The following is a 23,848-nucleotide window of genomic DNA, read 5'->3' as shown; positions in this document are numbered from 1 at the left end:
GTCAGGGCCGCGCCAGATGCCGCAGCCGGTCGGAAAGCTCGAGGTAGAGCGTCTTGCGCTCCTCTTCGCTCAGAAAGGCGCCGATCTCAACCTCGCGTCCCGCGCCCTTGAGCGTGACGTAATGGGGCACCGGTCCGCCGGTCTCGTGCATCTGGGCAGTGACCCAATAGGTATTGCACTGCCAGTCCTGCGCCGCGCCGCGCGGGTTCTGGCGCAGCAGCTGCGTGATCTGCGGCGAAAGCGTCAGCACCTCGACGATCTGCCGGTCCCGCTCGTTGCGGCGCAGCGCATACCAGATGCCGCCGAGCGCTGCGAGCATGAAGGGCAGCAGCGCCCAGAGCAGATGCGTGCCGAGCAGCCCGTAGAAGGGGATCAGCGCCATGAAGAAGAAAATCCCGATGAAGGTGACGAAGCCCTTGGCCGAAAGCGACTGGTGCGGCCAGAGCGTCAGCTCGCCGCCCGTGTCGTCAGGGGCTGGGGTCCACCGGTAGGGCATGGGCGGAGACTAGCACCCTCGCGCGGCCTGTCGAAGGGAATTGCCGGTCAACCGCTGATCCAGCCGGACTCGAGCGCCGCGGCCCAGTCGTCGCGGCCGCCTTTGCGGGCAAGGGCAACCATGCGAGCGGGATTGTAGGGCATGTGCTGGTGCGCCACCTGCCAGCACGGCCTGCCGCGGGTCGGCATGGCCGTGGATGTCGGCGATCACAGCGAAGCGGTCGAGCAGGGTCATCGCGGTCTCCTCGGGACGCGGCCCCGCAAAGGAGAACCGGCCCCGAGGGTTTCCCCGGGGCCGGCGCTTGTCACTCTCTCTGAGCGTCAGCCGCTCAGTGGGCGGGATGCTTGTCCCAGTCCTCGCGCTTCGGCAGCTGCTCGAAGGTGTGCTCGGGCGGCGGCGAAGGCAGGGTCCACTCCAGCGTATCCGCGTATTCGTTCCACGGGTTCGCGGCGGTGCAGGCGGCGCCTTTGCGCAGCGAGTGCCACATGATCCAGAAGAAGAACAGGAAAGAGGCGAAGGAGATGATCGCGCCCCAGCTCGACACGTGGTTCCAGAGGGCGAATGCCTCGGGATAGTCGATGTAGCGGCGCGGCATGCCTTGGCGGCCCAGGAAGTGCTGCGGGAAGAAGGTTAGGTTCGCACCGATGAACATGACGTAGAAGTGCAGCTTGCCCGCCCATTCGGGGTACATCTTGCCGGTCATCTTGGGGAAGTAGAAGTAGATCCCCGCGAAGATCGCGAACACCGCACCCAGCGACATCACGTAGTGGAAGTGCGCCACGACGTAGTAGGTGTCGTGGTAGGCACGGTCGACGCCTGCCTGGCTCAGCACCACGCCGGTCACGCCGCCCATGGTGAAGAGGATCAGGAAGCCGATCGCCCAGAGCATCGGCGTCTTGAACTCGATCGAGCCGCCCCACATCGTGGCGATCCAGCTGAATACCTTCACGCCGGTCGGCACCGCGATGACCATCGTCGCCAGCATGAAGTAGCTCTGCTGTGTCAGCGACATCCCCACGGTGTACATGTGGTGCGCCCAGACGACGAAACCAAGCGCGCCGATCGCGATGATCGCCCAGACCATCGGCAGGTAGCCGAAGACCGGCTTGCGCGAGAAGGTGGCGATCACGTGGCTGATGATGCCGAATCCGGGCAGGATCACGATGTACACTTCCGGGTGGCCGAAGAACCACAGGATGTGCTGGTAGAGGATCGGGTCGCCGCCGCCCGCCGGGTTGAAGAAGGTCGTCCCGAAGTTGCGGTCGGTCAGCAGCATGGTGATCGCGCCGGCCAGAACCGGCAGCGACAGCAGGATCAGCCAGGAGGTCACGAAGATCGACCAGGAGAACAGCGGCACCTTGAACAGCGTCATGCCCGGGGCACGCATGTTCAGGAAGGTGGTGATCATGTTGATCGCGCCGAGGATCGAGCTGGCACCCGAGACGTGCACCGCGAAGATTGCGAGGTCAGTCGAGAGGCCGGACTCAGTGGTCGAAAGCGGCGGGTAGAGAACCCAGCCGATGCCCGAACCGAGCTGGCCGTTGCCGCCGGGGGCGAAGACCGAGCAGACCGCCAGGGTCGAGCCGGTCACGTAAAGCCAGTAGCTGAGGTTGTTCATCCGCGGGAAGGCCATGTCCGGCGCGCCGATCTGCAGCGGCATGAAGTAGTTGCCGAAACCGCCGAACAGCGCCGGGATGACCACGAAGAACATCATGAGGATCCCGTGGCCGGTGATCATCACGTTCCACAGATGCCCATTGGGGGTACAATTCTCGACCGAAGTCGGGAAGAGGCGTGCGCCCTCCATGCACATGAACTGCACGCCCGGGCTCATCAGCTCCAGGCGCATGTAGACGGTGAAGGCCACGGAGATGAGGCCCACGAATGCCGCGGTAATCAGGTAGAGAATCCCGATATCCTTGTGATTCGTGGACATGAACCATCGGGTGAAGAACCCGCGGTCGTCCTCGTGCTCGTGGCCGTGAATGGCTGCATCTGCCATTGCGTGCCTCCTGTTGGTCCTTGTTAGGTACGTCCCTCGCAAGGGCGCGCACTTACTCCTCCACGCCCCTCGTCTGGCAATCCTTTTAGATGCCGACCAAGGGCCGGGCAATCATCTCCTTTGATCTAGATCAAAATTAATTGTCGCACCCCCCCTCGCGCTTCTCGGGCGGCGGCTTCGCGACCCCGAGGCTCAGGCGGCGGGCCAGCGCGTCGCGAGACCGGCCATCAGCGCGCGGTCGGTGTCGTCGAGTGGGCCGTTGGCGCCAGGGCGGAAACGGTCGCGGAAGGAGGTGAGAAGCGCGGGGAGCTGCTCGGGCGTGACCCGGTAGCCAAAGCGCCAGGCGTCCTTCAGGAAATCGCCCGGCTCGGTGGGCGCGGCGCGCACCGCCAGTCCCTTGGTGACGAGGCGGGACCAGTCAAAGAGCGGGCCCGGGTCGATCTTGCGCCCCGGCGCCATGCAGGCGTGGCCGATGACACGTTCAGGGGGAATCGACCAGCGCGCGAGGATGCCCGAAAGCAACACCTCCAGCGCCGCCATTTGCGCCTCGGGGAAGGGCTCGGCGCCGGTATTGGCGATCTCGATGCCGATGGAGCGGGAATTGACCTCCTCCACCGAGCCCCAAGCACCGAGCCCGGCGTGCCAGGCGCGCATTTCCTCGGTCACCAGCTGCCAGCAGGTGCCGTCGTAGCCAAGCACGTAATGGGCCGAGACGCCGGCCTCGGGGGAACACAGCCAATCGCGCGCCGCCTCCGCGGTCTTCATCGCGGTATAGTGCAGCACAACGAGATCGGGCCGCGCGCCGTAGCGTCGCGGCCCGAAATTGTCAGACGGGAACCAGATCGGGTCCAAGGCCCGGATCAGTAGCCGCGCACCGCGCGGAAGGGCGCGGGATCCCAGCTGCAGGCGAAGCCGTCGCCATCCGGGTCGAGCCCGTTGCGGTCCTTCTCGGGGCCGCCGCCGGACAGGAAGGCTTCCTGTGCACGGTCGCTGGTCTCGTACTTGGCGCAGTTGCGCTGGCCCTTTTCTTCGGAGGCAAAGGCCGAGCGGCTGTAGAGCGGCGTGCCGACCGGGTTGTTGGTCTGCAGCGCATAGGCGACGATGTTCGGCGCATCCGAATCCGGCCGCGCCGGCAGATCGGTCGGGGCGACCACCTCGTATTGCGCGCGGTTCTGCTGGATCAGCGTCTTGTCGTCCTCGATGGTGCGCTCGGACGAGACCGCGTCAAAGCTGTTTTCTTCCGACAGGCCCGAGGAATCGGTGACCGACTGCGGCGCCGGGGTACCGGTTGTCGTGGGCAGCGGCGTGCCCGCGGGCGCGTCGAGCACCGAGGTCGCTGCGGCGACCGCCGGATCGTCGCTCCGCCCCGCCGGGGGGAGCTCCGAGGAGGTGACCGCCGGGCTGCTCTCGAGCACCGCGTCGCGCTGCGCGCGCTCGGCCTGATAGCTGTCGTAGTCGTTGAAGCCCGCCCCGCTGTCGGGGATCGGTGTGGTGCAGGCGGCGAGGGCCAGCAAGGCCGCGCCACCGAGGAGAATGCGTGTCATTACCGCTGCCCTAGTCCTTTTCTGGCGCCTTTTTTAAGGGGCCTTTACCACCATTTCGCCGGTTTTGCCACAAACCCGGCGGCTTGTTCCAGCGCGTAGGCGGTGTTCAGAAGATCACCTTCCTCCCACGGACGGCCGATCAACTGAAGTCCGAGCGGCAGGCCCTTGGAGTCCAGCCCGGTCGGAACAGCAACGCCCGGAAGCCCGGCAAGGTTCAGCGTGACGGTGAAAACATCCTGCAGGTACATCTGCACCGGGTCCGCGGTCTTCATCTCGCCGATGCCGAAAGCCGACGACGGGGTGGCCGGCGCGAGGATCGCGTCGACCCCTGCGGCGAAGGCATCCTCGAAGTCCTTCTTGATCAGCGTGCGGACCTTGCGGGCGCGGTTGTAGTAGGCGTCGTAGAAGCCTGCCGACAGCACGTAGGTGCCGACCATGATGCGGCGCTGAACCTCGAGACCGAAGGCCTCGGCGCGGGTCTTCTCGTACATGTCGTTGATGCCCTCGCCCTGCGCCAGCTTGGCACGGTGGCCGTAGCGCACCCCGTCGTAGCGGGCGAGGTTGGACGAGGCTTCCGCCGGCGCGATCACATAATAGGCCGGCAGCGCGTACTTGGTGTGCGGCAGCGAGATCTCGACGACCTTCGCGCCCGCATCCTGCAGCATCTTCGCGCCCTCGTCCCAGAGCTTGGAGATCTCCTCGGGCATGCCCTCGACGCGATACTCCTTGGGAATGCCGATGGTCTTGCCGCGGATGTCGCCGGTCAGCATGGCCTCGAAGTCGGGCACGGGCAGGTCGGCGGAGGTGGAATCCTTGGGGTCGTGGCCGCACATCGCCTGCAGCATGATCGCCGCGTCGCGCACGTCCTTGGTCATCGGGCCGGCCTGATCGAGCGAGCTGGCGTATGCGACGATGCCCCAGCGCGAGCAGCGCCCGTAGGTCGGCTTGATGCCGGTGATGCCGGTGAAGGCGGCGGGCTGGCGGATCGAGCCGCCGGTGTCGGTGCCGGTGGCCGCAAGGCAGAGATCTGCCGCAACCGCCGAGGCCGAGCCGCCCGACGAGCCGCCGGGGGTCAGCTGGGTGTCATCGCCGGTCCGTTTCCACGGGTTCACCGCAGGGCCGTAGCAGGTGTTCTCGTTCGAGCTGCCCATGGCAAACTCGTCCATGTTGAGCTTGCCCAGCATGACCGCGCCGGCGTCGAAGAGCTGGCTGGTCACGGTCGACTCGTACTCGGGGGTGAACCCCTCGAGGATCGCCGAAGCCGCCTGCGACGGCACGCCCTTGGTGCAGAAGAGATCCTTCACGCCGATCGGCAGGCCGCACATGGCAGGCGCGTCGCCCGCCTTGATCCGCGCGTCGGCGGCCTTGGCCTGCTCCAGCGCGATCTCGGGGGTCTTGTGCACGAAGGCGCCGAGCGCATCGGCGCCCTCGATGGCCGAAAGGCAGGCTTCGGTCAGCTCCACCGAGGTCACGTCGCCCTTGCGCAGCGCGTCGCGGGCCTCGGCCAGTTTCATCTTGGTCAGCTCGGTCATTCCACCACCTTCGGCACGGCAAAGAAGCCCTCGCGGGCATCGGGGGCGTTGGCGAGGATCTTCTCCTGCATGCCGCCGTCGGTCACGCCGTCGGCGCGGCGCTTCAGGCGCATCGGGGTCACCGAGACCATCGGCTCGACGCCCTCCACGTCCACCTCGTTCAGCTGCTCGATGAACTCGAGGATGTTGCTGAATTCCTGTGCCAGCGCCGGAAGCGCCTCGTCTTCCACGCGGATGCGTGCCAGCTTGGCGATACGCGCCGCCGTCTGAATGTCGATCGACATGGGTTCCCCCTGTCCGTGAATGTCCGTCAAAGTCCCGTTGCCTTTACCCCCCCACGCATCGCCCCGCAAGGCGCAGAGAGGGGGCCAGGGGGCGGGTGCCCGGAATCAAGGTCAAGCCGCCGGTCGAATGCCGCGCCCCGGCTGGCGCGCGTAGGGGCGACGCTTCGCCCAAGTGTCGAGCGCTCCCCGCTCGACAGCCTCGCTCCCGCGCGCTAGGTCAGGCCCTGTTCCATTTCCCAGCAACAAGACCTCCCGAGCCGTGTCCCAGTTCTTCTCCCGCCTCTCTGTGCTGCCGCTGCTGCTGGCCGCCTCGCTTCTCTCGGCCTGCGCGGCTGCGCGCGATCCGCATGTGCCCGCCCCGCCGCCCTCGGAATACGCCGCGCTGGCGCAGTCGATCCAGAATCTTGGCCCCGGCGTCGATCCCGAAGAGGCGCAGCGGATGGCGCGCATCTCGATCGACTACCCGCGCGAGCTCGCGGTCGCGTGGAACGTGACCGACCCGGCGTACATCCACAACATCAAGGTCAACAACGGCACCCGACCCCGCGGCCTGTGCTACCAGTGGGCGGACGACCTGCAGGCGCGGCTCGAGCAGGAGAACTTCCGCACCCTCGACCTGCACCGCGGCATCGCCAACGCGATGAAGACCTTCCGCATCGAGCACAGCTCGGTCATCGTCAGCCAGAAGGGCGGCACGATGAAAGAGGGGATCGTGCTCGATCCCTGGCGGTTCGGGGGCGAGCTCTACTGGGGGCCGGTGGTTGATGACCACAAGTACCCCTGGGTCGAGCGGCAGGAGGTCTTTGCCACCAAGCGCGCGCTGCGGCTGCAGGAGGGCTGAGCGCTACTCCAGCGTATAGGGCAGGATGTCCCGGCGCTCGGGGTGGATGGAAATCCGCTTCTCAAGCGGCGGCACCGAGCGTTGGTGACAATCGGTGCGCTCGCAGATCCGGCAGGAGATGCCGATCGGCTCGAAGGCGCGGTCCTGCCCCAGATCCAGCCCGTCGGCATAGACCAGCGCGCCGGCGTGTTTCACCTCGCAGCCGAGCGCGATGGCAAAGCGCCGCACCGGCGCGCCAAAGCGGCCCGCGGGCTTGGTCACGTCGCGCGCCAGCAGCACGTAGCGCACCCCGTCAGGCGTTTCGGCGAGCTGGCGCAGGAACTGGTTCGGCGTCTCGAAGGCCTGGTGCACGTTCCACAGCGGGCAGGCGCCGCCGAAACGGGCGAACTGCAGCCGGGTCGAGGAGTGCCGCTTGGTGATCGTTCCGGCCTGATCCACCCGCGCGAAGAAGAAGGGAATGCCCTTGGCGCCGGGTCGTTGAAGCGTCGACAGTCGGTGCGCCACCTGCTCGACGGAAGCGCCGAAGCGCGCCGCCAGAAGCTCCAGGTCATGCCGGGTCTCCTGCGCCGCTTCCAGCAGCCGCATATAGGGCATCATGACCGCCCCGGCGAAGTAGTTGGCGAGCCCGAGCTTGGCGATGGCACGGGCCGTGTCGGACTGGAAACGGGCCAAATCGAGCGTCGCCTCGAGCAGTTTGTCCTGCCGCAGAAGCGCCACCTGGATCAGCATCTGGAAGGTCAGCGTCTCGGGCTGCGCCAGTGACGACATGGTCAGCACCCGCTGTTCGGCGTCATAGCTGCGCAGCGGCGCGGATTGCGAGAATTCCAGGGTGATGCCGCGCTCGCGCAGGTGGGCGATGACCGCCCCGCGCAGGTCGGCGCCGCCCTCTCCCAGCGAATGCGCGTAATGCTCGGCGGCGCGGTCCACCGCGTCGATGTAATTGTCGCAATAATGGAAGAAGTCGCGCACCTCTTCCCAAGGCGACGGCTGCATCTGCGTGCCCTCCCGCCCCAGCGCCTCGTCGAGCGAGGCCAGCCGCTCGTGGGTCTGCCGATAGGCGCGGTGCAGTTCGAGAAAGGCCCGAGCGAGGGCGGGGGCATTGGAGGCGGTGAGCCGCAGGTCGGCCAGCGGCGGCGCGTGCTCGCCGAAAACCGGGTCGGCCAGCGCCTCGCGCATGTCCGAGATCAGCCGCTCCGAGTCGCCCTGGCCCAGCTCGGTGACGTCGAAGCCGAACTCCTGCGCCAGCGCCAGCACCACCGTGGTCGAAACCGGGCGGTTGTTGTTCTCCATCTGGTTGAGATAGGGCAGCGACACGCCGAGTTTCCCGGCAAAGTCCTTTTGCGTCAGCCCCAGCCGCCCGCGCAGGTCGCGCAGCTTCGCGCCCGCGTAGAGTTTTCGTGTCGCCATGTTTGCACCTTTGCCCCCATCTTGGGGCAATTTTGCAAACTCACCCGGCGGCGTCCAGCCCCCCGAGCCGACGTTCGCGGCGGATCACCAGCAGGATCGAGATCACCGAGCCGGCAGCGGTCGCCAGCATGAGCCAGAGCAGCGGCCAGGCGCCCGTGCCCGGTTGCAGAAGCGCCCCCGCCAACGCCGAGAGCGCGGCGCCGCCGCCGATCATGATCGCCCCGCCAAGGCCCGACGCGGTGCCCGCGAGATGCGGCCGCACGGAAAGGGTGCCCGCCGTGGCATTGGGGATGGTCATGCCGTTGCCAAGGCCGACGAGGGTCATGAAGCCGAAGAAGATCAGCGCCGAGCCACCGTCGGTCAGCGCGAAGGTGAGTAGTGCGGCCGCGAGTCCGCCGGTGAGGATCAAGGAGCCCCAGAGGATCATGCGGTTGAGGCCGACCCGCGCCGAATAGCGTCCCGAGATTCCGTTTCCGATGAAATACCCCACGGCGGGGGCGCCGAAATGCACGCCCAAGGATGCCGGGCTCAGCCCGTAGACCTCGGAGCCGACAAAGGGCGCGCCGCCGAGGTAGGAGAAGAAAGCGCCCGAAGAGAGCGCGCAGGCCATGGCGTAGCCCCAGAAGCGCGGGCTCTTCAGCAGTTCGGGATATTCGCGGAACTGCGCGGCCAGCGACAGGCCGCTGGAGACCGAGGTCTCGCCGAGGTCGCGCCAGCTCAGCCAAAACACCGCACCGCCGAGCGCGAAGAGCAACCAGAAGATCGCCTTCCAGCCCAGCAGCTCGCCAAGCGCGCCGCCGATCACCGGGCCGACCATCGGCACCACCGCGACGCCCATGGTGACATAAGCGATCATCGAGGCGGCCTCTTCCTGGCCGACCATGTCGCGCACCACGGCGCGGCTCAGCACCATGGCCGTGACGATCACCGCCTGGCACATGCGAAACAGCAGGAAGAGCGTGATGTTGGTGGCGAAGATGCATCCCAGCGTTGCCAGCATGAACAACGCGACACCCCAGAGAATCACCGGCCTGCGGCCCAGCTTGTCCGAGATCGGACCGATCAGTATTTGCAGCGCGGCATTGACCCCGAGGTAGATCGCCACCGAAAGCTGCATCAGCCGGTACTCGGTGTCGAAATAGGCCGTCATCTGCGGTAGCGACGGCAGAAAAACGTTCATCGCCAGCGCCGACAGCCCGGCAAGCAGGACCAGCGTGACAAGATGCGGTGGGGTCGAGGGGTCGAGAAAGCGCCCGCGCGATGATGTGCTCATGAGGTTTCCGTATGTCGCGCGCCTCTCAAAGTCCACGTGTATCACATCAGTGGGACGATATTTGCTGATTTGCTATTTGCTGCGATAGGCGTTTTCAAGATTTGCAAATTTGCCGAATTTGACTTGAGCGGTGGGGCCTCCACTGTATGGTCCGGGCAAACGGAGAGGACTGGCCATGAAAGACATTCTTCACGAACTGGAGGCGCGCCGCGCAGACGCCCGCCTCGGCGGTGGGCAGAAGCGGATCGACGCGCAGCACGCCAAGGGCAAGCTGACCGCGCGCGAACGCATCGAGCTCCTGCTCGACGAAGGCAGTTTCGAAGAATACGACATGTTCGTCTCGCACCGCTGCACCGATTTCGGGATGGAGAACAACCGTCCCAGCGGCGACGGGGTGATCACCGGCTGGGGCACGATCAACGGCCGCATGGTCTATGTATTCAGCCAGGACTTCACCGTTCTTGGCGGGTCTGTCTCGGCCACCCACGCGATGAAGATCTGCAAGATCATGGACATGGCCATGCAGAACGGCGCGCCGGTGATCGGGCTCAACGACTCCGGCGGCGCGCGCATCCAGGAGGGGGTCGACAGCCTCGCGGGCTATGCCGAGATCTTCCAGCGCAACATCATGGCCTCGGGGGTGATCCCGCAGATCTCGGTGATCATGGGGCCCTGCGCCGGCGGCGCGGTCTACTCGCCGGCGATGACCGATTTCATCTTCATGGTGAAAGACACCTCCTATATGTTCGTCACCGGCCCCGACGTGGTGAAGACGGTGACCAACGAGGTGGTGACCGCCGAGGAGCTGGGCGGCGCGACCACCCACACCCGCAAATCCTCGGTCGCCGACGGCGCCTTCGAGAATGATGTCGAGGCGCTTGCCGAGGTGCGGCGCCTTGTCGACTTCCTGCCGCTGAACAACCGCGAGAAGCCGCCGGTGCGGCCCTTCTTCGACAACGTGGAGCGGGTGGAAAGCTCGCTCGACACGATCATCCCGGAAAACGCGAACCAGCCCTACGACATGAAGGAACTGATCGGGAAGGTCGCCGACGAGGGTGACTTCTACGAGATCCAGGAAGAGCACGCCAAGAACATCATCACCGGCTTCATCCGCCTCGAGGGGCAGACCGTCGGCGTGGTGGCCAACCAGCCGATGGTGCTCGCGGGTTGCCTCGACATCGACAGCTCGAAGAAAGCCGCGCGTTTCGTGCGCTTCTGCGACTGCTTCGAGATCCCGATCCTGACCTTCGTCGACGTGCCGGGCTTCCTGCCGGGGACCTCGCAGGAATACGGCGGCGTCATCAAGCACGGCGCCAAGCTGCTCTTCGCCTTCGGCGAGGCGACGGTGCCGAAAGTGACCGTCATCACCCGCAAGGCCTATGGCGGCGCCTACGACGTGATGAGCTCCAAGCACCTGCGCGGCGATGTGAACTATGCCTGGCCGACCGCCGAGATCGCGGTGATGGGAGCCAAGGGGGCGACCGAGATCATCCACCGCGCCGACCTCGGCGACGCCGAGAAGATCGCCAAGCACACGGCGAGCTACGAGGACCGTTTCGCGAACCCCTTCGTCGCGGCAGAACGCGGCTTCATCGACGAGGTGATCCAGCCGCGCTCCACTCGTCGCCGGGTGAGCCGCGCCTTCGCGATGCTGAGGAACAAGAGCCTTAGCAACCCGTGGAAGAAGCACGACAATATTCCGCTCTGACCCGGAGGCCGCGATGCAGGTGAAGGGATGGCACGTGGCACGCGAGGGCGAGGCGGTAACGCTTGCCCGGCGCTGCCCTGCGCGCTTCGATCTAAAGGTCGAGACGCTGCTGCCGCCGGTGGGCCGGCTCGATCGGTTGGCGCATCAGGTGCGGCAGGACATGTGGCGGGCGCTGCGCGACCTGCGCGGTTTCGCCCCGGTGGTGCGCGTGACGCCCTGCGAAGGCGGCGTCACCGTCGAAGCGGGCGGAGAGGTGGCCGGCGCCGTGCCGCGTCGGACCGTCGAGGCGCGCATCGCCGACGTTCTGGAAGATCGCGCCAACCGGGCGCGCTGGGTGAACTGGGCGGCCTGAGTCGCCGCGTAAGATGAGGAACGGGAGGTCCTTGTGACGCTCGATTGCACGAGGCTGAGGAAGATCGGGACTCTGGCTCTGGCTTTTGCCATGACGCCGGGCCTGGCCACGGCGCTAGAGGAGAGCGTCGTGGCAGTGCCCTCGGGCATGCCGGTCACCTTCTACGACGCGCTGTGGGATGCCTCGGCCGCGATCGAGCGCTTCCGCTTTCTGGCGCCGCAGATCGGTGGTGCGACCCCTCGCAGCTTCGACGAAGTCGCCGCCGACATGCAGCATCTTTGCGACAGTTTCGCCCTGCCGCAGCTCGGAGGCGCGGAGGTGATTCCGTCCCTGATCGTCATTTCGCTCATGGCCGAACCAGTTGCCCATGGGGAAAGCACACCCGAGATCCGTCAATATTTCGAAGCCTATAGCCCCCGAAACGGGGTCTGTGTCTGGGAGGCGTTCTGATGTTGTTCTCGTCGTGCGCGGAAATCCGCTCAGATTTCTCCAGTTTTGTGCCCCCCGATCAGAAAAATCTGCCGACGAAGCGAGTTACGTATTTCTTTTTCGTAACTTGCGCTATGTTGGGGGGTGATTGCACATTCGCAGTCGAAACACCCGAACGAGGGCAGACCGGGCCGCAAGGTTCCGTAGGGCCCAGAGAATCTGACAGGAGAATAAGATGTCCAAGAGCATCCATCTGCTTGCAATGCTTGGCTTCGTCGCAACCCTTTCCGCTTGCGGCGGCCAGCAGGAAGAAGAATACGTGGTTGTGGATCCGGAGCCCGTTACCGCGGAGCCCGTTTACACCGGCAAGTACAAGTAACTTGTCGCCGGGGCGGGCCTTCGGGTCCGTCCCGCACTCCCGGCCCCGCAGGGCCGCATCTCACCGCCCGCTTCCACGGGCCCTTATAGAGGGGGGCCCGGTATGCTGAAGCACCGCGGCTTTCCGAGCCGACTTCCTGGCACGGACTTTCAATTCACCATCCGCCGCGCGAACCCCAAGGGGATCACCGCCATCATCCGGCGGGAGCGCTTCCGCGACCGCAAGGCGGCGGACAAGCGCGCCGACCTGGCCTTCATGGCGTCGCTCTGGGCGCACTTCGGTACCGAACCTTTCGAACGTGGCAATCTCGACGCCGGGCGGTTGTCCTGGCTCTTCGGCCGCGAAGTGCTGCCCTACGATGATCCCTTCGACCCCGAGAGTTACGAGGCGATGCTGGTGATCAACGAGGCCGCCGCCCGCGCGTCCTTCCCCGAGGCTTTCGACGAAAACGACGAATGGGCGTAAACTCGCTCTTCCTTTCGCGCTTTGCGCGAAAAGGGGCCGGTCTGGCCTATCCTTCGGGATACGGCTTTGACCGGGCCGGCGAGTCGTGCACTCTCAAGACGTTGCGGGCAATGACGCGGTCTCTGGCTGCGCCCATTGCTCGCCGTTACCCTTCCCCTCGCGGGCGTTGCGGCACATCCCCTGACCGCACGCCCGCTTCTTTTTTCTCTCCGTCCGAACAAGGTGCCCCTCTGACGGCGCAGGCAGATCGCCGCGCCGCGCAAAGGGCTTCGGACGGGGGCATTCCCTCGCGTCAGTGGGGCGGCAAATGCGCGGGGTTGCGCCCGCAGGGCGCCCTGCGTCGGCGGAGCGGCGCGCATGCCGCAAGAAAACGAAATGATGTGTGGAACCTTCACCAAATCCGTGGCGTTGAAGAGCAAGTTCAACTTACACAAATCGGGGAGTGTCCCTCATGCAAAACGTTATCCGTATCCTTGCCGTCCTTGGTGTCTTTGGTGTCGCTGCTTGCGAGAACTCCGACCTCCAGCGCGGCGCAATCGGCGCAGGCAGCGGCTATCTCATCGACCGCGCGGTCGGCGGTGACGGCATGGTCGGCGCAGCGGTCGGCGCAACCGCAGGCGTGGTCTGCGACGACGTCACCCCGCAGTACTGCAACTAATCTGACGCGGCACGGCGGCGGCTTTCGCCGCACGCCGGCTTACACGTTTTCCAGGGCCACCGGAGCAATTCGCTCCGGTGGCCTTTTTGCTGTCCTCAGCCAGCATTTTGCCGAAGCCGCGGCGCTGCCCGCCGGCCAAGAAACGCAACGAAAGGGAGAGACATGTTCGACAAGATCCTGATCGCCAACCGCGGTGAGATCGCCTGCCGGGTCATCAAGACCGCGCGCAAGATGGGCATCAAGACCGTGGCGGTCTATTCGGATGCCGACAAGCACGCGCTGCATGTCGAAATGGCCGATGAGGCGGTGCACATCGGCCCGCCGCCCGCCAATCAGTCCTACATCGTGATCGACAAGATCATGCAGGCGATCAAGGACAGCGGCGCGCAGGCGGTGCATCCGGGATACGGTTTCCTGTCGGAGAATCCCAAGTTCGCCGAGGCGCTCGAGGCGGCCGGCGTCGCCTTCATCGGCCCGCCCAAGGGCGCGATCGAGGCGATGGGCGACAAGATCACCTCCAAGAAGATCGCGCAGGAGGCGGGCGTCTCGACCGTGCCCGGCTACATGGGGCTGATCGAGGACGCCGACGAGGCGGTGAAGATCTCGGGCGAGATCGGTTATCCCGTCATGATCAAGGCCTCGGCGGGCGGCGGCGGCAAGGGGATGCGCATCGCCTGGACCGACGAGGAGGCACGAGAGGGCTTCCAGTCGTCCAAGAACGAGGCGGCGAGTTCCTTCGGCGACGACCGAATCTTCATCGAGAAATTCGTCACCCAGCCGCGCCACATCGAGATCCAGGTGCTCTGCGACGCGCATGGCAATGGCATCTATCTCAACGAGCGTGAATGCTCGATCCAGCGACGCAACCAGAAGGTTGTCGAAGAGGCACCGAGCCCCTTCCTCGACCCCGAGACCCGCAAGGCGATGGGCGACCAGGCCGTCGCCCTGGCCACGGCGGTGGGCTACACCAGTGCCGGAACCGTCGAATTCATCGTCGACGGCGACAAGAACTTCTACTTCCTCGAGATGAACACCCGCCTGCAGGTTGAGCACCCGGTGACCGAGCTGATCACCGGCGTCGATCTCGTCGAACAGATGATCCGCGTCGCCAACGGCGAGCCGCTGTCGATCACCCAGGACGACGTGCAGATCAACGGCTGGGCCATCGAGAACCGGCTCTACGCCGAGGATCCCTATCGCGGCTTTCTGCCCTCGATCGGCCGCCTGACCCGCTATCGGCCACCCGCTGAGGGCGAGCTGCTGGGCGGCGTCGTGCGCAACGACACCGGCGTCTTCGAGGGCGGCGAGATCTCGATGTACTACGACCCGATGATCGCCAAGCTCTGCACCTGGGCGCCGACCCGCGAGCAGGCCATCGAGGTTATGCGGAACGCGCTCGACAGCTTCGAGGTCGAGGGCATCGGGCACAACCTGCCGTTCCTTGCCGCGGTCATGGACCACGAGCGGTTTGTCTCGGGCAATATCACCACCGCCTTCATCGCCGAGGAATATCCCGACGGTTTCCAGGGCGTCACGCTGAGCGCCGACGCGCTGCGCGATGTTGCCGCCGCCTGCGCCGCGATGAACCGCGTCGCCGAGATCCGCCGCACCCGCATCTCGGGCACGCTCGACAACCACGAGCGGCAGGTGGGCGACCATTGGAACGTGTCGCTGCAGGGCGAGAGCCTCGACGTGGTGCTGGCCGCAGACAAGCAGGGCACAACGGTGAATTTCGAGGATGGCGCGGAAATTCGCGTCACCGGCGACTGGACCCCGGGCCACGCGCTCGCGCACATGCAGGTCAACGGCAAGCCGCTGGTGCTGAAGGTCGGCAAGATCTCGGGCGGCTTCCGCATCCGCACCCGCGGTGCCGACCTCAAGGTCAACGTGCGCACCCCGCGTCAGGCCGAGCTCGCACGGCTGATGCCCGAGAAGCTGCCGCCCGACACCTCGAAGATGCTGCTCTGCCCGATGCCGGGTCTCATCGTGAAGGTGAACGTCTCGGAGGGCGACGAGGTGCAGGAGGGCCAGGCGCTCTGCACCGTCGAGGCGATGAAGATGGAGAACATCCTGCGCGCCGAGCGCAAGGGCAAGGTCTCCAAGATCAACGCAGGCCCCGGCGACAGCCTCGCCGTGGACGACGTGATCATGGAGTTCGAGTGATCCCATGACGGACGGGGCGCACATGGTTGCAGACGGGGCAGGGCGCCACGCCCGAGGCCGACCGCTGCCGTGCGCCCCTCGGTCTGTCCTGATCGCCGGTCTGGCTGACTGGCTTGGCTTATTGGCTCGGCGCGTATGGCTCGCGCAGCGTGTCGCGACGGTCGCGGACCTCCTGCTGGCGCAGCGGCTGCTTGTCGATCGACCGGGTGATCTCGCGCACGTCCCAGGGGCTGGCCTTGCGGATGATCACCGAGCCGTCCTTGGCCAGCTGCATCAGCATGAAGCCGCGCGGCCGCATGGCGCGGCGGATCGGGCTGCGCGCGGCCGGGTCGGTGTCGGTGATGACCACCACGTCGCGCTCGACCAGCACGTCGAGCCGCTCGGTGATCAGCTGCATCTGCTGCACGTATCGCGGATCGCTGGGGTTGTCGGCGAAGACCAGAAGGGGCCGCTTGAGCCAGAGAAACTCGTCGAGCGTGGTCTCGCCCGCCGGGCGGATCGACTCGTCGAGGCTCGGCGTTTCCGCGCTCTGCGCCGCGCCGAGTCCCGCGGTGAGCGTCAGAAAGGCAAGCAGGACAAGGGCAATACGGCGTGTCATGCAACAAGATATAGGCAAGCGGGGCGCCACTGCACAGGCCCTGCCTGCTTGGGTGACGAAAAAATTAGCCGCCGCCTGACCGCGGCAGCTCGCGCGTGAACGAAGGGGTGCTGCGCGCGCCGGGACCGCCCGGCCCGACGCCCGCTAGGAGAGAGGACGAGACGATGACGGCGAAGAAGGACGATTGGCGCCAGCTCGCGGAGAAGGAACTGAGAGGGCGTCCGCTGGACGATCTGACCTGGCACACGCTCGAAGGCATCGACGTGCAGCCGCTCTATACCGCCGAAGACACGGCGGAACTGCCGCACATGGGCACGCTTCCGGGCTTCGGTCCGTTCACCCGCGGGGTGAAGGCGACCATGTACGCGGGCCGTCCCTGGACCATCCGGCAATACGCGGGCTTCTCGACCGCCGAGGAGTCGAACGCCTTTTACCGCAAGGCGCTGGCGGCGGGGCAGCAGGGGGTTTCGGTCGCCTTCGACCTCGCCACTCACCGCGGTTATGACAGCGACCACGCGCGCGTGGTCGGCGATGTGGGCAAGGCGGGGGTCGCCATCGACAGCGTCGAGGACATGAAGATCCTCTTCGACGGCATCCCGCTCGACAAGATTTCCGTCTCGATGACGATGAACGGCGCGGTGATCCCGATCCTCGCCAGCTTCATCGTCGTGGGCGAGGAGCAGGGCCACGACCGCTCCGTGCTCTCGGGGACCATCCAGAACGACATCCTCAAGGAGTTCATGGTCCGCAACACCTACATCTACCCGCCCGAGCCCTCGATGCGGATCATCTCGGACATCATCGAGTACACCTCGAACGAGATGCCGAAATTCAACTCGATTTCGATCTCCGGCTACCACATGCAGGAGGCTGGCGCGAACCTCGTGCAGGAGCTGGCCTACACGCTGGCCGACGGGCGCGAATATGTGCGCGCCGCGATCAATGCCGGGATGGATGTCGACAAGTTTGCCGGGCGGCTGTCGTTCTTCTTTGCCATCGGCATGAACTTCTTCATGGAGGCGGCCAAGCTGCGCGCCGCGCGCACGCTCTGGCACCGCATCATGACCGAGTTCGGCGCCAAGTCCGACCGCTCGAAGATGCTGCGCACCCATTGCCAGACCTCGGGCGTCAGCTTGCAAGAGCAGGACCCCTACAACAACGTCATCCGCACCGCCTACGAGGCGATGAGCGCGGTTCTGGGCGGCACCCAGTCGCTGCACACCAACGCGCTCGACGAGGCGATCGCGCTGCCCACCGAGTTCTCGGCCCGGATCGCGCGCAACACCCAGCTCATCCTCCAAGAAGAGACCGGGGTGACAAATGTCGTCGATCCGCTGGCGGGCTCCTACTACGTGGAAAGCCTCACCAACGAGCTGATCGAGAAAGCCTGGGCGCTGATCGAGGAAGTCGAGGAGATGGGCGGTATGACCAAGGCCGTGGCCTCCGGCATGCCCAAGCTGCGCATCGAAGAGACCGCCGCGCGCCGTCAGGCGCAGATCGACCGCGGCGAAGAGGTGATCGTGGGGGTCAACAAGTACCGCAAGGACAAGGAAGACCCGATCGACATTCTCGACATCGACAATGCCAAGGTGCGCGAGAGCCAGGTGGCGCGGCTTGAGCACGTCCGCGCCACCCGCGATCAGGCGAAATGCGACGCCGCGCTGGCCGAGCTCGAGCGGCGCGCGAAGGAGGGCGGCAACCTTTTGGAAGCCGCGGTCGAAGCCGCCCGTGCGCGGGCCTCTGTCGGAGAGATTTCCATGGCCATGGAAAAGGAATTCGGACGTCACCGCGCCGAGGTGAAGACCCTCGCCGGGGTCTATGGCGCGGCCTATGAGGGCGACGAGGGTTTTGCCCAGATCCAGCGCGACGTGGAGAGCTTTGCCGAGGCGGAAGGCCGCCGCCCGCGGATGCTGGTGGTGAAAATGGGGCAGGACGGGCACGACCGCGGCGCCAAGGTCATCGCCACCGCCTTTGCCGACATCGGCTTCGACGTCGACGTGGGCCCGCTCTTCCAGACCCCGGAAGAGGCGGCGCAGGACGCCATCGACAACGATGTGCACATCGTCGGCATCTCCTCGCAGGCGGCCGGCCACAAGACGCTCGCCCCGCAGCTGGTGCAGGCGCTGAAGGATCAGGGCGCCGAGGACATCATCGTGATCTGCGGCGGGGTGATCCCGCACCAGGACTACGACTTCCTCTACAAGGCCGGGGTAAAGGCGATCTTCGGACCGGGCACCAATATCCCCTCGGCGGCCAAGGAGATCCTCGGCCTCATCGGGGCGCCCCGCGCGGCGGAATGACAGGGGGCAGCTCACGCAGACTGCGTGAGCCCTCTCGCCGCCCGCGCGTGCGACGGGCGGCCGTTCAGTGCTTAGATGAACGGCACGAAGGGCACGCCGCAGGCGGCGAGACCAAGCGTTGCGGCGAGCATCAGGAAGAGCGTGCGGGTTTTCATCGGGATTGTCCTTGCCTCGGGGCCCGGTCGTCGCTGCCGGGCATTTGCGCGGCACCCTAACGGCGGCATGCGCGATTGACCACCACCAGACGCCCTTGACCAAGCTGCCGCGCAGCAAAGGGACCATTTCACCATTGCGCGCCCCGCGCCCCCGGCTATCGTGATGCGATGCAATCACATCGGAGGAATGATGCTCGAGCTTGATCACCTGGCGGTTCTCGGCGAGACGCTGGCAGAGGCGGTGAGCCATGCCGAAAGCGGGCTTGGCCAGCCGCTGTCGCCGGGCGGGGCGCATCCCGACTTCGGCACCCACAACTTCCTGATCGGGCTGGAAGACGAGCTCTACCTCGAGGCCATCGCGGTCGATCCCTCGGCGCCCGCGCCGGGGCGGGCGCGCTGGTTCGGCCTCGATCACTTCTCTGGCCCCGCACGGCTCGACAAATGGATCTGCCGGGTGCCCGACATCGACGCGGCGCTGGCGCGCTTTCCCATGGCCGGAGAGGCGATCGCCGTCACCCGCGGGTCGCTGAGCTGGAAGATCTCTGTGCCCCGCGACGGGATGCTGCCTTACGACGGGCTCTTCCCGGCGCTGATCGAATGGGAAAGCCCGGTGCCGCCAGGCGTGTCGCTTGACGGTGCCGGCGTGCGGCTCGAGCAGCTCACCGTGGCGCACCCGCAGGCCGACGAGATGCAGGCGCTGCTCGGCTCGGTACTGATGAGCCCGCAGGTTGGTTTCGCGGTCGAGGTAAAGCCTGCCCTGCGCGCCGCTTTCGCCACACCGTCGGGGCGCCGGGTGCTGCAGTGATCATCCGTCCCGCGACCGCGGGGGACGCCGACGCCGTCGCGGCGATCTGGAACCCGATCATCGACGAGAGCGCCGCCACCTTCACCAACCTGCGCAAGAGCCCCGAGGGGCTTCAGGCTGATTTCGCCGCGCGCGGCCCGGCCTTCCTCGTTGCCGAGGAGAGCGGGCTGGTGCTCGGCTTTGCCACCTTTTTCCAGTTCCGCGGCGGCCCGGGTTACGCCAGGACGTTCGAGCACACGGTGATCCTCGGCCCTGCGGCGCGCGGGCGGGGCGTCGGGCGGGCGCTGATGGAGGCGCTGATGGACGAGGCGCGGGCGCGGGGCGCACACAGCCTCTTTGCCGGGGTCTCGGGCGAAAACCCGGCGGGCATCGCCTTTCACGCCGCGCTCGGCTTCAAGCAAATCGCCCGCCTGCCCGAGGTTGGCTTCAAGTTCGGACGCTGGATGGATCTCGTGCTCATGCAGAAGTTTCTCTGACGGGCGGCACCGCCGCGATCCGCTGAAACGCCATAGAATTTTCGTGACCCCTCATTGTCGCACTGACAGTTGCCGCATTGCCGCGTAAACTGAGCGCATGTCGATCTGGACCCGCATCTCCGAAGCCATCGCCGCCCTTGCCAAGGGCGAGGGGCTTGCCGCCGTCTTTGAGCGTCTGCGCCAGCCGCCCGAGCGCAGTGTCGCCTTCACCATCGCCGTCATCGCGCTTTCCGCCAAGATGGCCAAGGCCGACGGGCAGGTGACCCGCAACGAGGTCGCCGCCTTCCGCGAGATCTTCACCATCGCGCCCGAGGACGAGGGCGCAGCGGCGCGGGTGTTCAACCTCGCCCGTCAGGACGTGGCCGGATTCGAGGAATACGCGCGCCGCATTCGGCGCATGTTCGATGGCAATGCGCAGCAGCTTTCGGACCTGCTGGAGGGACTCTTCTACATCGCCATGGCCGATGGTAATTACCACACGGCCGAGAATGCTTTCCTCGAGCGGGTCGCCGAGATCTTCGAGATGCCCGACGCCACCTTCCGGGCGCTGCGCGCGCGCTTCGTTCCGGATTGCGCACCGGATCCCTTCACCGTGCTTGGCGTCAGCCCCGAGATGCCGATCAAGGACATCCGCAAGCACTGGCGCCAGCTCGTGCGGGAAAGCCACCCCGACGTGATGTGCGCCCGCGGCCTTCCGGAGGAGGCGATCAAGCTCTCGGAAAAGCGGCTCATCGCCATCAACCAGGCATGGGAAGAGATCTCGGCCCGCGAACAGGTCTGAGCGCATGCGCCTTGCCACATACAACGTCGAATGGTTCGATGACCTCTTCAGCGATCGCGGCGAGCTGCTGATCGACGAGCACTGGTCCGGGCGGCGTGACATCACCCGGGCCGATCAGGCCGAGGCACTGGGGATGGTCTTCACGGCCATGGACGCCGATGCGGTGATGATCATCGAGGCGCCTGACACTGGAACCCGCCGCGACACCCGCCGCGCCCTGCGCAACTTCGCCAGCGCCTTCGACCTGCGCACGCGCGAGGTGCTTGTCGGCTTCGTGAACGACACCCATCAGGAGATCGCGTTGCTCTATGACCCCGACAAGATGCGCGTACAGCACGTGCCGGGGCGAAGTGACCGGGCTCCGCGCTTCGACGGGGCGTTCCGCATAGATCTGGACTTCGACGACACCGAGGACGTCGTGGCCTTCTCCAAGCCGCCGCTCGAGGTCGAGCTGACCACGGCCGGCGGCAGGGTGCTGCGCCTGATCGGCGCGCATCTGAAATCCAAGGCGCCGCATGGCGCCAAGGGCGAAGACCAGATCATGCGCACCTCCATCGCCAATCGGCGCAAGCAGCTGACCGAGGCGATGTGGCTGCGGCGGCGGGTCGACGCGCTGCTCGAGCAGGGCGAGAGCGTCATCGTCATGGGGGATCTCAACGACGGCCCGGGGCTTGATGAATACGAGGCGCTTTTCGGCCATAGCTCGGTCGAGATCCTCCTCGGCGAAGGCGACGGGGCACTCTACGATCCCCACGCGGCGCAGGCGCTGCGGGGCAAGCTTCGGCCGCATCCCAGTACCGCGCGCTTCTATATCGCGCCCGAGAAACGCTACCTGCAGGCTCTGCTCGACTACGTCATGGTCTCGCGCGATCTGCGCGAGGTGGCGCGCGAGTGGCGGATCTGGCACCCCTTCGAGGACGCCCATTGCTGGCAGGCGCCCGAGCTTTGCGCGGCGCTGCTGACCGCATCTGACCATTTTCCGGTCACGCTGGATCTTGCCGTCTGACCGGGGTGCCGGGGTTTCTCTGTCGCGACTCGCACAAGCCGCCTATAGTTCCGCAATGAGCCGGATTTTCCCTTTTGCCCTAGCGGCATGCTTCCTTGCGGCGCCTCTTGCGCCGCTTACCCCGCCCGCCTTCGCACAGGAGGCGGCCCCCCTCGGAGAGACGGAGGACGCGCCGGACGACGGCCCCGGCCTGATGCAGCGCGGCGCCGACATGTTCCTGCGCGGCCTGCGCGACGAGCTCGACCCGGCGCTGCAGGATCTCAAGGGGCTGGCCGACCGCATGGGTCCGGCCCTGCAGAGCTTCGTCGACGAGATGGGGCCCGCCATGGCGCAGCTCTCGGAGCAGGTCGAGGACTGGACGCTCTACGAGGCGCCCGAGATGCTGCCCAATGGCGATATCCTGATCCGCCGCCGCGAGAAGCTCGACCCCGACGCACCCGAGGCGGCACCGGAGATGCCCGAGCACGGGCCGGGCGGCGAGATCGAGCTCTGAGTCAGAGCAGCTCGCGCGGCGCGCCGTCGATCTCCAGCACCAGCGCCTTGGCCGAGAGCGCCTTGGCGAGCGACAGGAGCCGCGCCTCGGCCACCTCGCCGTAGAGCGGCGCCACCTCGCGGGTCAGTCGCAGCCTCAGGCGGCGCTCTTCGGGCTCCCAGTCGAACTGCGCGCCGTCCTCGTTGCTGACATCCGACATCCAGAGCATCGAGCCGAAGCGCATCGCCTTGCCGAGAATCTCGGCCTCCTGCGTGCGCTCCTTGTCGAGAAGCGCGTAGAAATCCTCGAACCGGGTGCCCTCGCGCTTGTTGCGGTAGCGGTGCAGCAGGGCGAGCCCGAGATAGACCCGCTCGGGGTGGTCGAGCCCGCCCAAGTTCGCGCGGGTGGCATTGTCGAAACAGGTCTCGGCCCGGTAGTCGGGATGGGCGCGCCAGCTCACGTCATGCAGCAGGCAGGCCGCCTTGACGATGCGCAGCGTGGCCTCCGAGGCGCCCGGGAAGAGCGGCAGCACGAAGCGGAACAGCTTCTTGCCGAAGCCGGGCAGGCGGGCGTCCTTGGCCTCGGCGAAGCGGCAGGCCTCGATCAGCGGGTCGCGGTCGCGCAGCATCTGCGGCATCTGCTCGTAGAGCAGCCCCTCGCGGATGCCGTAGCTCGAGATCGCGATGCCGGTCGGCTTGAAGACCTTCAGCAGCTCGGCCAGCACTTCGGCGGCATAGGGCACGAGGCTCATCCGCGCCGAGGAAATGCCGCAGGCAGAGCGCAGCGCGTCGAGATCGGCGTCCTCGATGAATTTGAGCGTCTCCTCAGCCGACTCCACCGTCATGCGGTACTCGTGCAGCACGTGCAGCGGATAGCCGAGCCGCTCCATGTCGATGCGGGCGATGGCGCGCCACGACCCGCCGACGAGAAACAGTGGCGACGGCTCGGTGCCCATGCGCTCGGCGAGCCCGGCGATCGCCTTGGCGATATACTTCTCGCGGGCCTTCCTGCCGCCCTCGAGGTCCTTGAACTTCAGCGGCCCCAGTTCCGAGGTCGCGCGCTTGCCGATCTGCCCGCCGCGAATCTCGGCGAGTTCCATCGACGAGCCGCCGATGTCGCTGACCAGCCCGTTCGCGCCCGGCCAGCCGAGCAGCACGCCCTGCGCCGACAGCCGCGCCTCCTCGTCGCCATCGATCACCCAGATCTTCAGACCGGTCGCCTGCTCGATCTCGGCGCGGAAGGCGGGACCGTCCTCGGCCTCGCGCATGGCGGCGGTGGCGACGGCGGTGAGCGGCGGCAGCTCCATGCCTCGGGCCAGCGTCTGGAAGCGCTGCAGCGCCGCCAGCGCGCGTGCCTTGCCCTCGGGGTTCAGCCGCCCGGTCTCGGACATGCCGGCGCCGAGGCCGCACATGATCTTTTCGTTGTAGAAATACGCAGGGCTGCGCGCCGCGCCGTCGAAAACCACGAGCCGCACCGAGTTCGACCCGATGTCCACCACGCCGACCTTCGACAGGCGCCGCGCGCGGGGATCTTCGAAAAGCGGCCGCCCGAATAGGCCCGCATCGCCGTGGCTGGAGTCGCCGTTACCGTCCATCTGCTCCTCCGGCATTGGTCTCGCCCTACCCTCTAGCATGGAGAGCCCGGGGCGCAAAAGAGCCTAGGGCGCTGCGCGCGCGCAGCAAGCGATGGACCGGGGGCTCCGCCCCTGCGGCACCTGCGCGC

Annotated in this window: 24 protein-coding genes; 14 read left to right on the top strand and 10 right to left on the bottom strand. The window is 66.5% G+C overall.

Going from position 1 to position 23,848, the window contains the following annotated elements:
- Position 1 precedes the first annotated feature (1 nt).
- From CEW88_RS13825 to gatC, 6 genes are all read right to left on the bottom strand, one after another.
- On the bottom strand, positions 2-496 hold the full coding sequence (locus CEW88_RS13825; protein WP_108968100.1) for a DUF2244 domain-containing protein: 495 nt from the start codon (positions 494-496) through the stop codon (positions 2-4).
- A 328-nt stretch (positions 497-824) separates the two neighbouring features.
- On the bottom strand, positions 825-2,498 hold the full coding sequence (gene ctaD, locus CEW88_RS13820) for a cytochrome c oxidase subunit I (RefSeq protein ID WP_108968098.1): 1,674 nt from the start codon (positions 2,496-2,498) through the stop codon (positions 825-827).
- Between the two features lie 192 nt (positions 2,499-2,690).
- Positions 2,691-3,398: an N-acetylmuramoyl-L-alanine amidase gene (locus CEW88_RS13815; RefSeq protein WP_108968096.1), complete on the bottom strand. Its 708-nt coding sequence runs from the start codon at positions 3,396-3,398 to the stop codon at positions 2,691-2,693.
- Complete coding sequence (locus tag CEW88_RS13810; RefSeq protein WP_108968094.1) at positions 3,359-4,042, bottom strand: hypothetical protein; 684 nt, start codon at positions 4,040-4,042, stop codon at positions 3,359-3,361. Before CEW88_RS13810 ends, CEW88_RS13815 begins: the two co-directional genes overlap by 40 nt.
- A 44-nt stretch (positions 4,043-4,086) precedes the next feature.
- Positions 4,087-5,574 (bottom strand): Asp-tRNA(Asn)/Glu-tRNA(Gln) amidotransferase subunit GatA, encoded by a 1,488-nt coding sequence (gene gatA, locus CEW88_RS13805; protein WP_108968093.1) that lies wholly within the window; start codon positions 5,572-5,574, stop codon positions 4,087-4,089.
- Positions 5,571-5,858 (bottom strand): Asp-tRNA(Asn)/Glu-tRNA(Gln) amidotransferase subunit GatC, encoded by a 288-nt coding sequence (gatC, locus tag CEW88_RS13800; protein ID WP_108968091.1) that lies wholly within the window; start codon positions 5,856-5,858, stop codon positions 5,571-5,573. The genes gatA and gatC overlap by 4 nt, the downstream gene beginning before the upstream one ends.
- Before the next feature lie 259 nt (positions 5,859-6,117).
- On the opposite strand from gatC, the gene CEW88_RS13795 reads away from it, so the two are divergent.
- Entirely contained in the window at positions 6,118-6,699 is a 582-nt protein-coding gene (locus CEW88_RS13795) for a hypothetical protein (RefSeq protein ID WP_108968089.1), read from the top strand.
- A 3-nt stretch (positions 6,700-6,702) separates the two neighbouring features.
- On the opposite strand, the gene CEW88_RS13790 is transcribed toward CEW88_RS13795, so the two are convergent.
- Both CEW88_RS13790 and CEW88_RS13785 read right to left on the bottom strand, forming a co-directional pair.
- Entirely contained in the window at positions 6,703-8,106 is a 1,404-nt protein-coding gene (locus CEW88_RS13790; protein ID WP_108968088.1) for a helix-turn-helix domain-containing protein, read from the bottom strand.
- A 40-nt stretch (positions 8,107-8,146) separates the two neighbouring features.
- Positions 8,147-9,379, bottom strand: a complete 1,233-nt coding sequence (locus CEW88_RS13785) for a multidrug effflux MFS transporter (RefSeq protein WP_108968086.1) — start codon at positions 9,377-9,379, stop codon at positions 8,147-8,149.
- A 175-nt stretch (positions 9,380-9,554) separates the two neighbouring features.
- Between CEW88_RS13785 and CEW88_RS13780 the strand changes: the two genes are divergently transcribed.
- From CEW88_RS13780 to CEW88_RS13755, 7 genes are all read left to right on the top strand, one after another.
- Positions 9,555-11,087, top strand: a complete 1,533-nt coding sequence (locus CEW88_RS13780) for an acyl-CoA carboxylase subunit beta (protein WP_108968084.1) — start codon at positions 9,555-9,557, stop codon at positions 11,085-11,087.
- Between the two features lie 13 nt (positions 11,088-11,100).
- Positions 11,101-11,439: a hypothetical protein gene (locus CEW88_RS13775; RefSeq protein ID WP_108968082.1), complete on the top strand. Its 339-nt coding sequence runs from the start codon at positions 11,101-11,103 to the stop codon at positions 11,437-11,439.
- A 129-nt stretch (positions 11,440-11,568) separates the two neighbouring features.
- A complete protein-coding gene (locus CEW88_RS13770) occupies positions 11,569-11,889 on the top strand; it encodes a DUF6497 family protein (protein WP_159099611.1) in 321 nt (106 codons plus the stop codon).
- A gap of 214 nt (positions 11,890-12,103) precedes the next feature.
- Positions 12,104-12,247: a hypothetical protein gene (locus tag CEW88_RS24750; RefSeq protein ID WP_193989079.1), complete on the top strand. Its 144-nt coding sequence runs from the start codon at positions 12,104-12,106 to the stop codon at positions 12,245-12,247.
- Positions 12,248-12,349: 102 nt separating this feature from the next.
- Complete coding sequence (locus CEW88_RS13765) at positions 12,350-12,712, top strand: hypothetical protein (RefSeq protein WP_108968078.1); 363 nt, start codon at positions 12,350-12,352, stop codon at positions 12,710-12,712.
- 451 nt (positions 12,713-13,163) lie between these two features.
- Positions 13,164-13,370 carry a hypothetical protein gene (locus tag CEW88_RS13760; protein WP_095882092.1) on the top strand — a complete coding sequence of 69 codons (207 nt, stop codon included), beginning with the start codon at positions 13,164-13,166 and terminating at the stop codon, positions 13,368-13,370.
- A gap of 162 nt (positions 13,371-13,532) precedes the next feature.
- Positions 13,533-15,533: an acetyl-CoA carboxylase biotin carboxylase subunit gene (locus CEW88_RS13755; RefSeq protein ID WP_108968076.1), complete on the top strand. Its 2,001-nt coding sequence runs from the start codon at positions 13,533-13,535 to the stop codon at positions 15,531-15,533.
- A 118-nt stretch (positions 15,534-15,651) separates the two neighbouring features.
- On the opposite strand, the gene CEW88_RS13750 is transcribed toward CEW88_RS13755, so the two are convergent.
- The gene (locus tag CEW88_RS13750; RefSeq protein WP_108968074.1) at positions 15,652-16,131 is read right to left on the bottom strand and encodes a DUF4174 domain-containing protein; all 480 of its coding nucleotides are present in this window, start codon (positions 16,129-16,131) and stop codon (positions 15,652-15,654) included.
- 164 nt (positions 16,132-16,295) lie between these two features.
- Here CEW88_RS13750 and scpA point away from each other — a divergent pair, with 164 nt between their 5' ends.
- From scpA to CEW88_RS13720, 6 genes are all read left to right on the top strand, one after another.
- Positions 16,296-18,431 carry a methylmalonyl-CoA mutase gene (scpA, locus tag CEW88_RS13745; protein WP_108968072.1) on the top strand — a complete coding sequence of 712 codons (2,136 nt, stop codon included), beginning with the start codon at positions 16,296-16,298 and terminating at the stop codon, positions 18,429-18,431.
- A gap of 342 nt (positions 18,432-18,773) precedes the next feature.
- A complete protein-coding gene (locus CEW88_RS13740; RefSeq protein ID WP_438839476.1) occupies positions 18,774-19,391 on the top strand; it encodes a VOC family protein in 618 nt (205 codons plus the stop codon).
- Positions 19,391-19,867: a GNAT family N-acetyltransferase gene (locus CEW88_RS13735; RefSeq protein WP_193989088.1), complete on the top strand. Its 477-nt coding sequence runs from the start codon at positions 19,391-19,393 to the stop codon at positions 19,865-19,867. The genes CEW88_RS13740 and CEW88_RS13735 overlap by 1 nt, the downstream gene beginning before the upstream one ends.
- Positions 19,868-19,964: 97 nt before the next feature.
- Positions 19,965-20,648, top strand: a complete 684-nt coding sequence (locus CEW88_RS13730; RefSeq protein ID WP_108968068.1) for a molecular chaperone DjiA — start codon at positions 19,965-19,967, stop codon at positions 20,646-20,648.
- Positions 20,649-20,652: 4 nt separating this feature from the next.
- Positions 20,653-21,654, top strand: a complete 1,002-nt coding sequence (locus CEW88_RS13725) for an endonuclease/exonuclease/phosphatase family protein (RefSeq protein ID WP_108968066.1) — start codon at positions 20,653-20,655, stop codon at positions 21,652-21,654.
- Between the two features lie 55 nt (positions 21,655-21,709).
- Positions 21,710-22,147: a hypothetical protein gene (locus CEW88_RS13720; protein WP_108968064.1), complete on the top strand. Its 438-nt coding sequence runs from the start codon at positions 21,710-21,712 to the stop codon at positions 22,145-22,147.
- A 1-nt stretch (position 22,148) separates the two neighbouring features.
- Here the strand turns inward: CEW88_RS13720 and CEW88_RS13715 are convergent, their stop codons facing one another.
- Positions 22,149-23,720: a Ppx/GppA family phosphatase gene (locus CEW88_RS13715; RefSeq protein WP_108968062.1), complete on the bottom strand. Its 1,572-nt coding sequence runs from the start codon at positions 23,718-23,720 to the stop codon at positions 22,149-22,151.
- Positions 23,721-23,848 lie beyond the last annotated feature (128 nt).

The sequence above is a fragment of the Alloyangia pacifica genome, from assembly GCF_003111685.1.
Taxonomy (GTDB): Bacteria; Pseudomonadota; Alphaproteobacteria; order Rhodobacterales; family Rhodobacteraceae; genus Salipiger; species Salipiger pacificus_A.
Note: the sequence above shows the minus strand (reverse complement) of the source record. Positions and strands in the feature narration are given on the sequence as shown.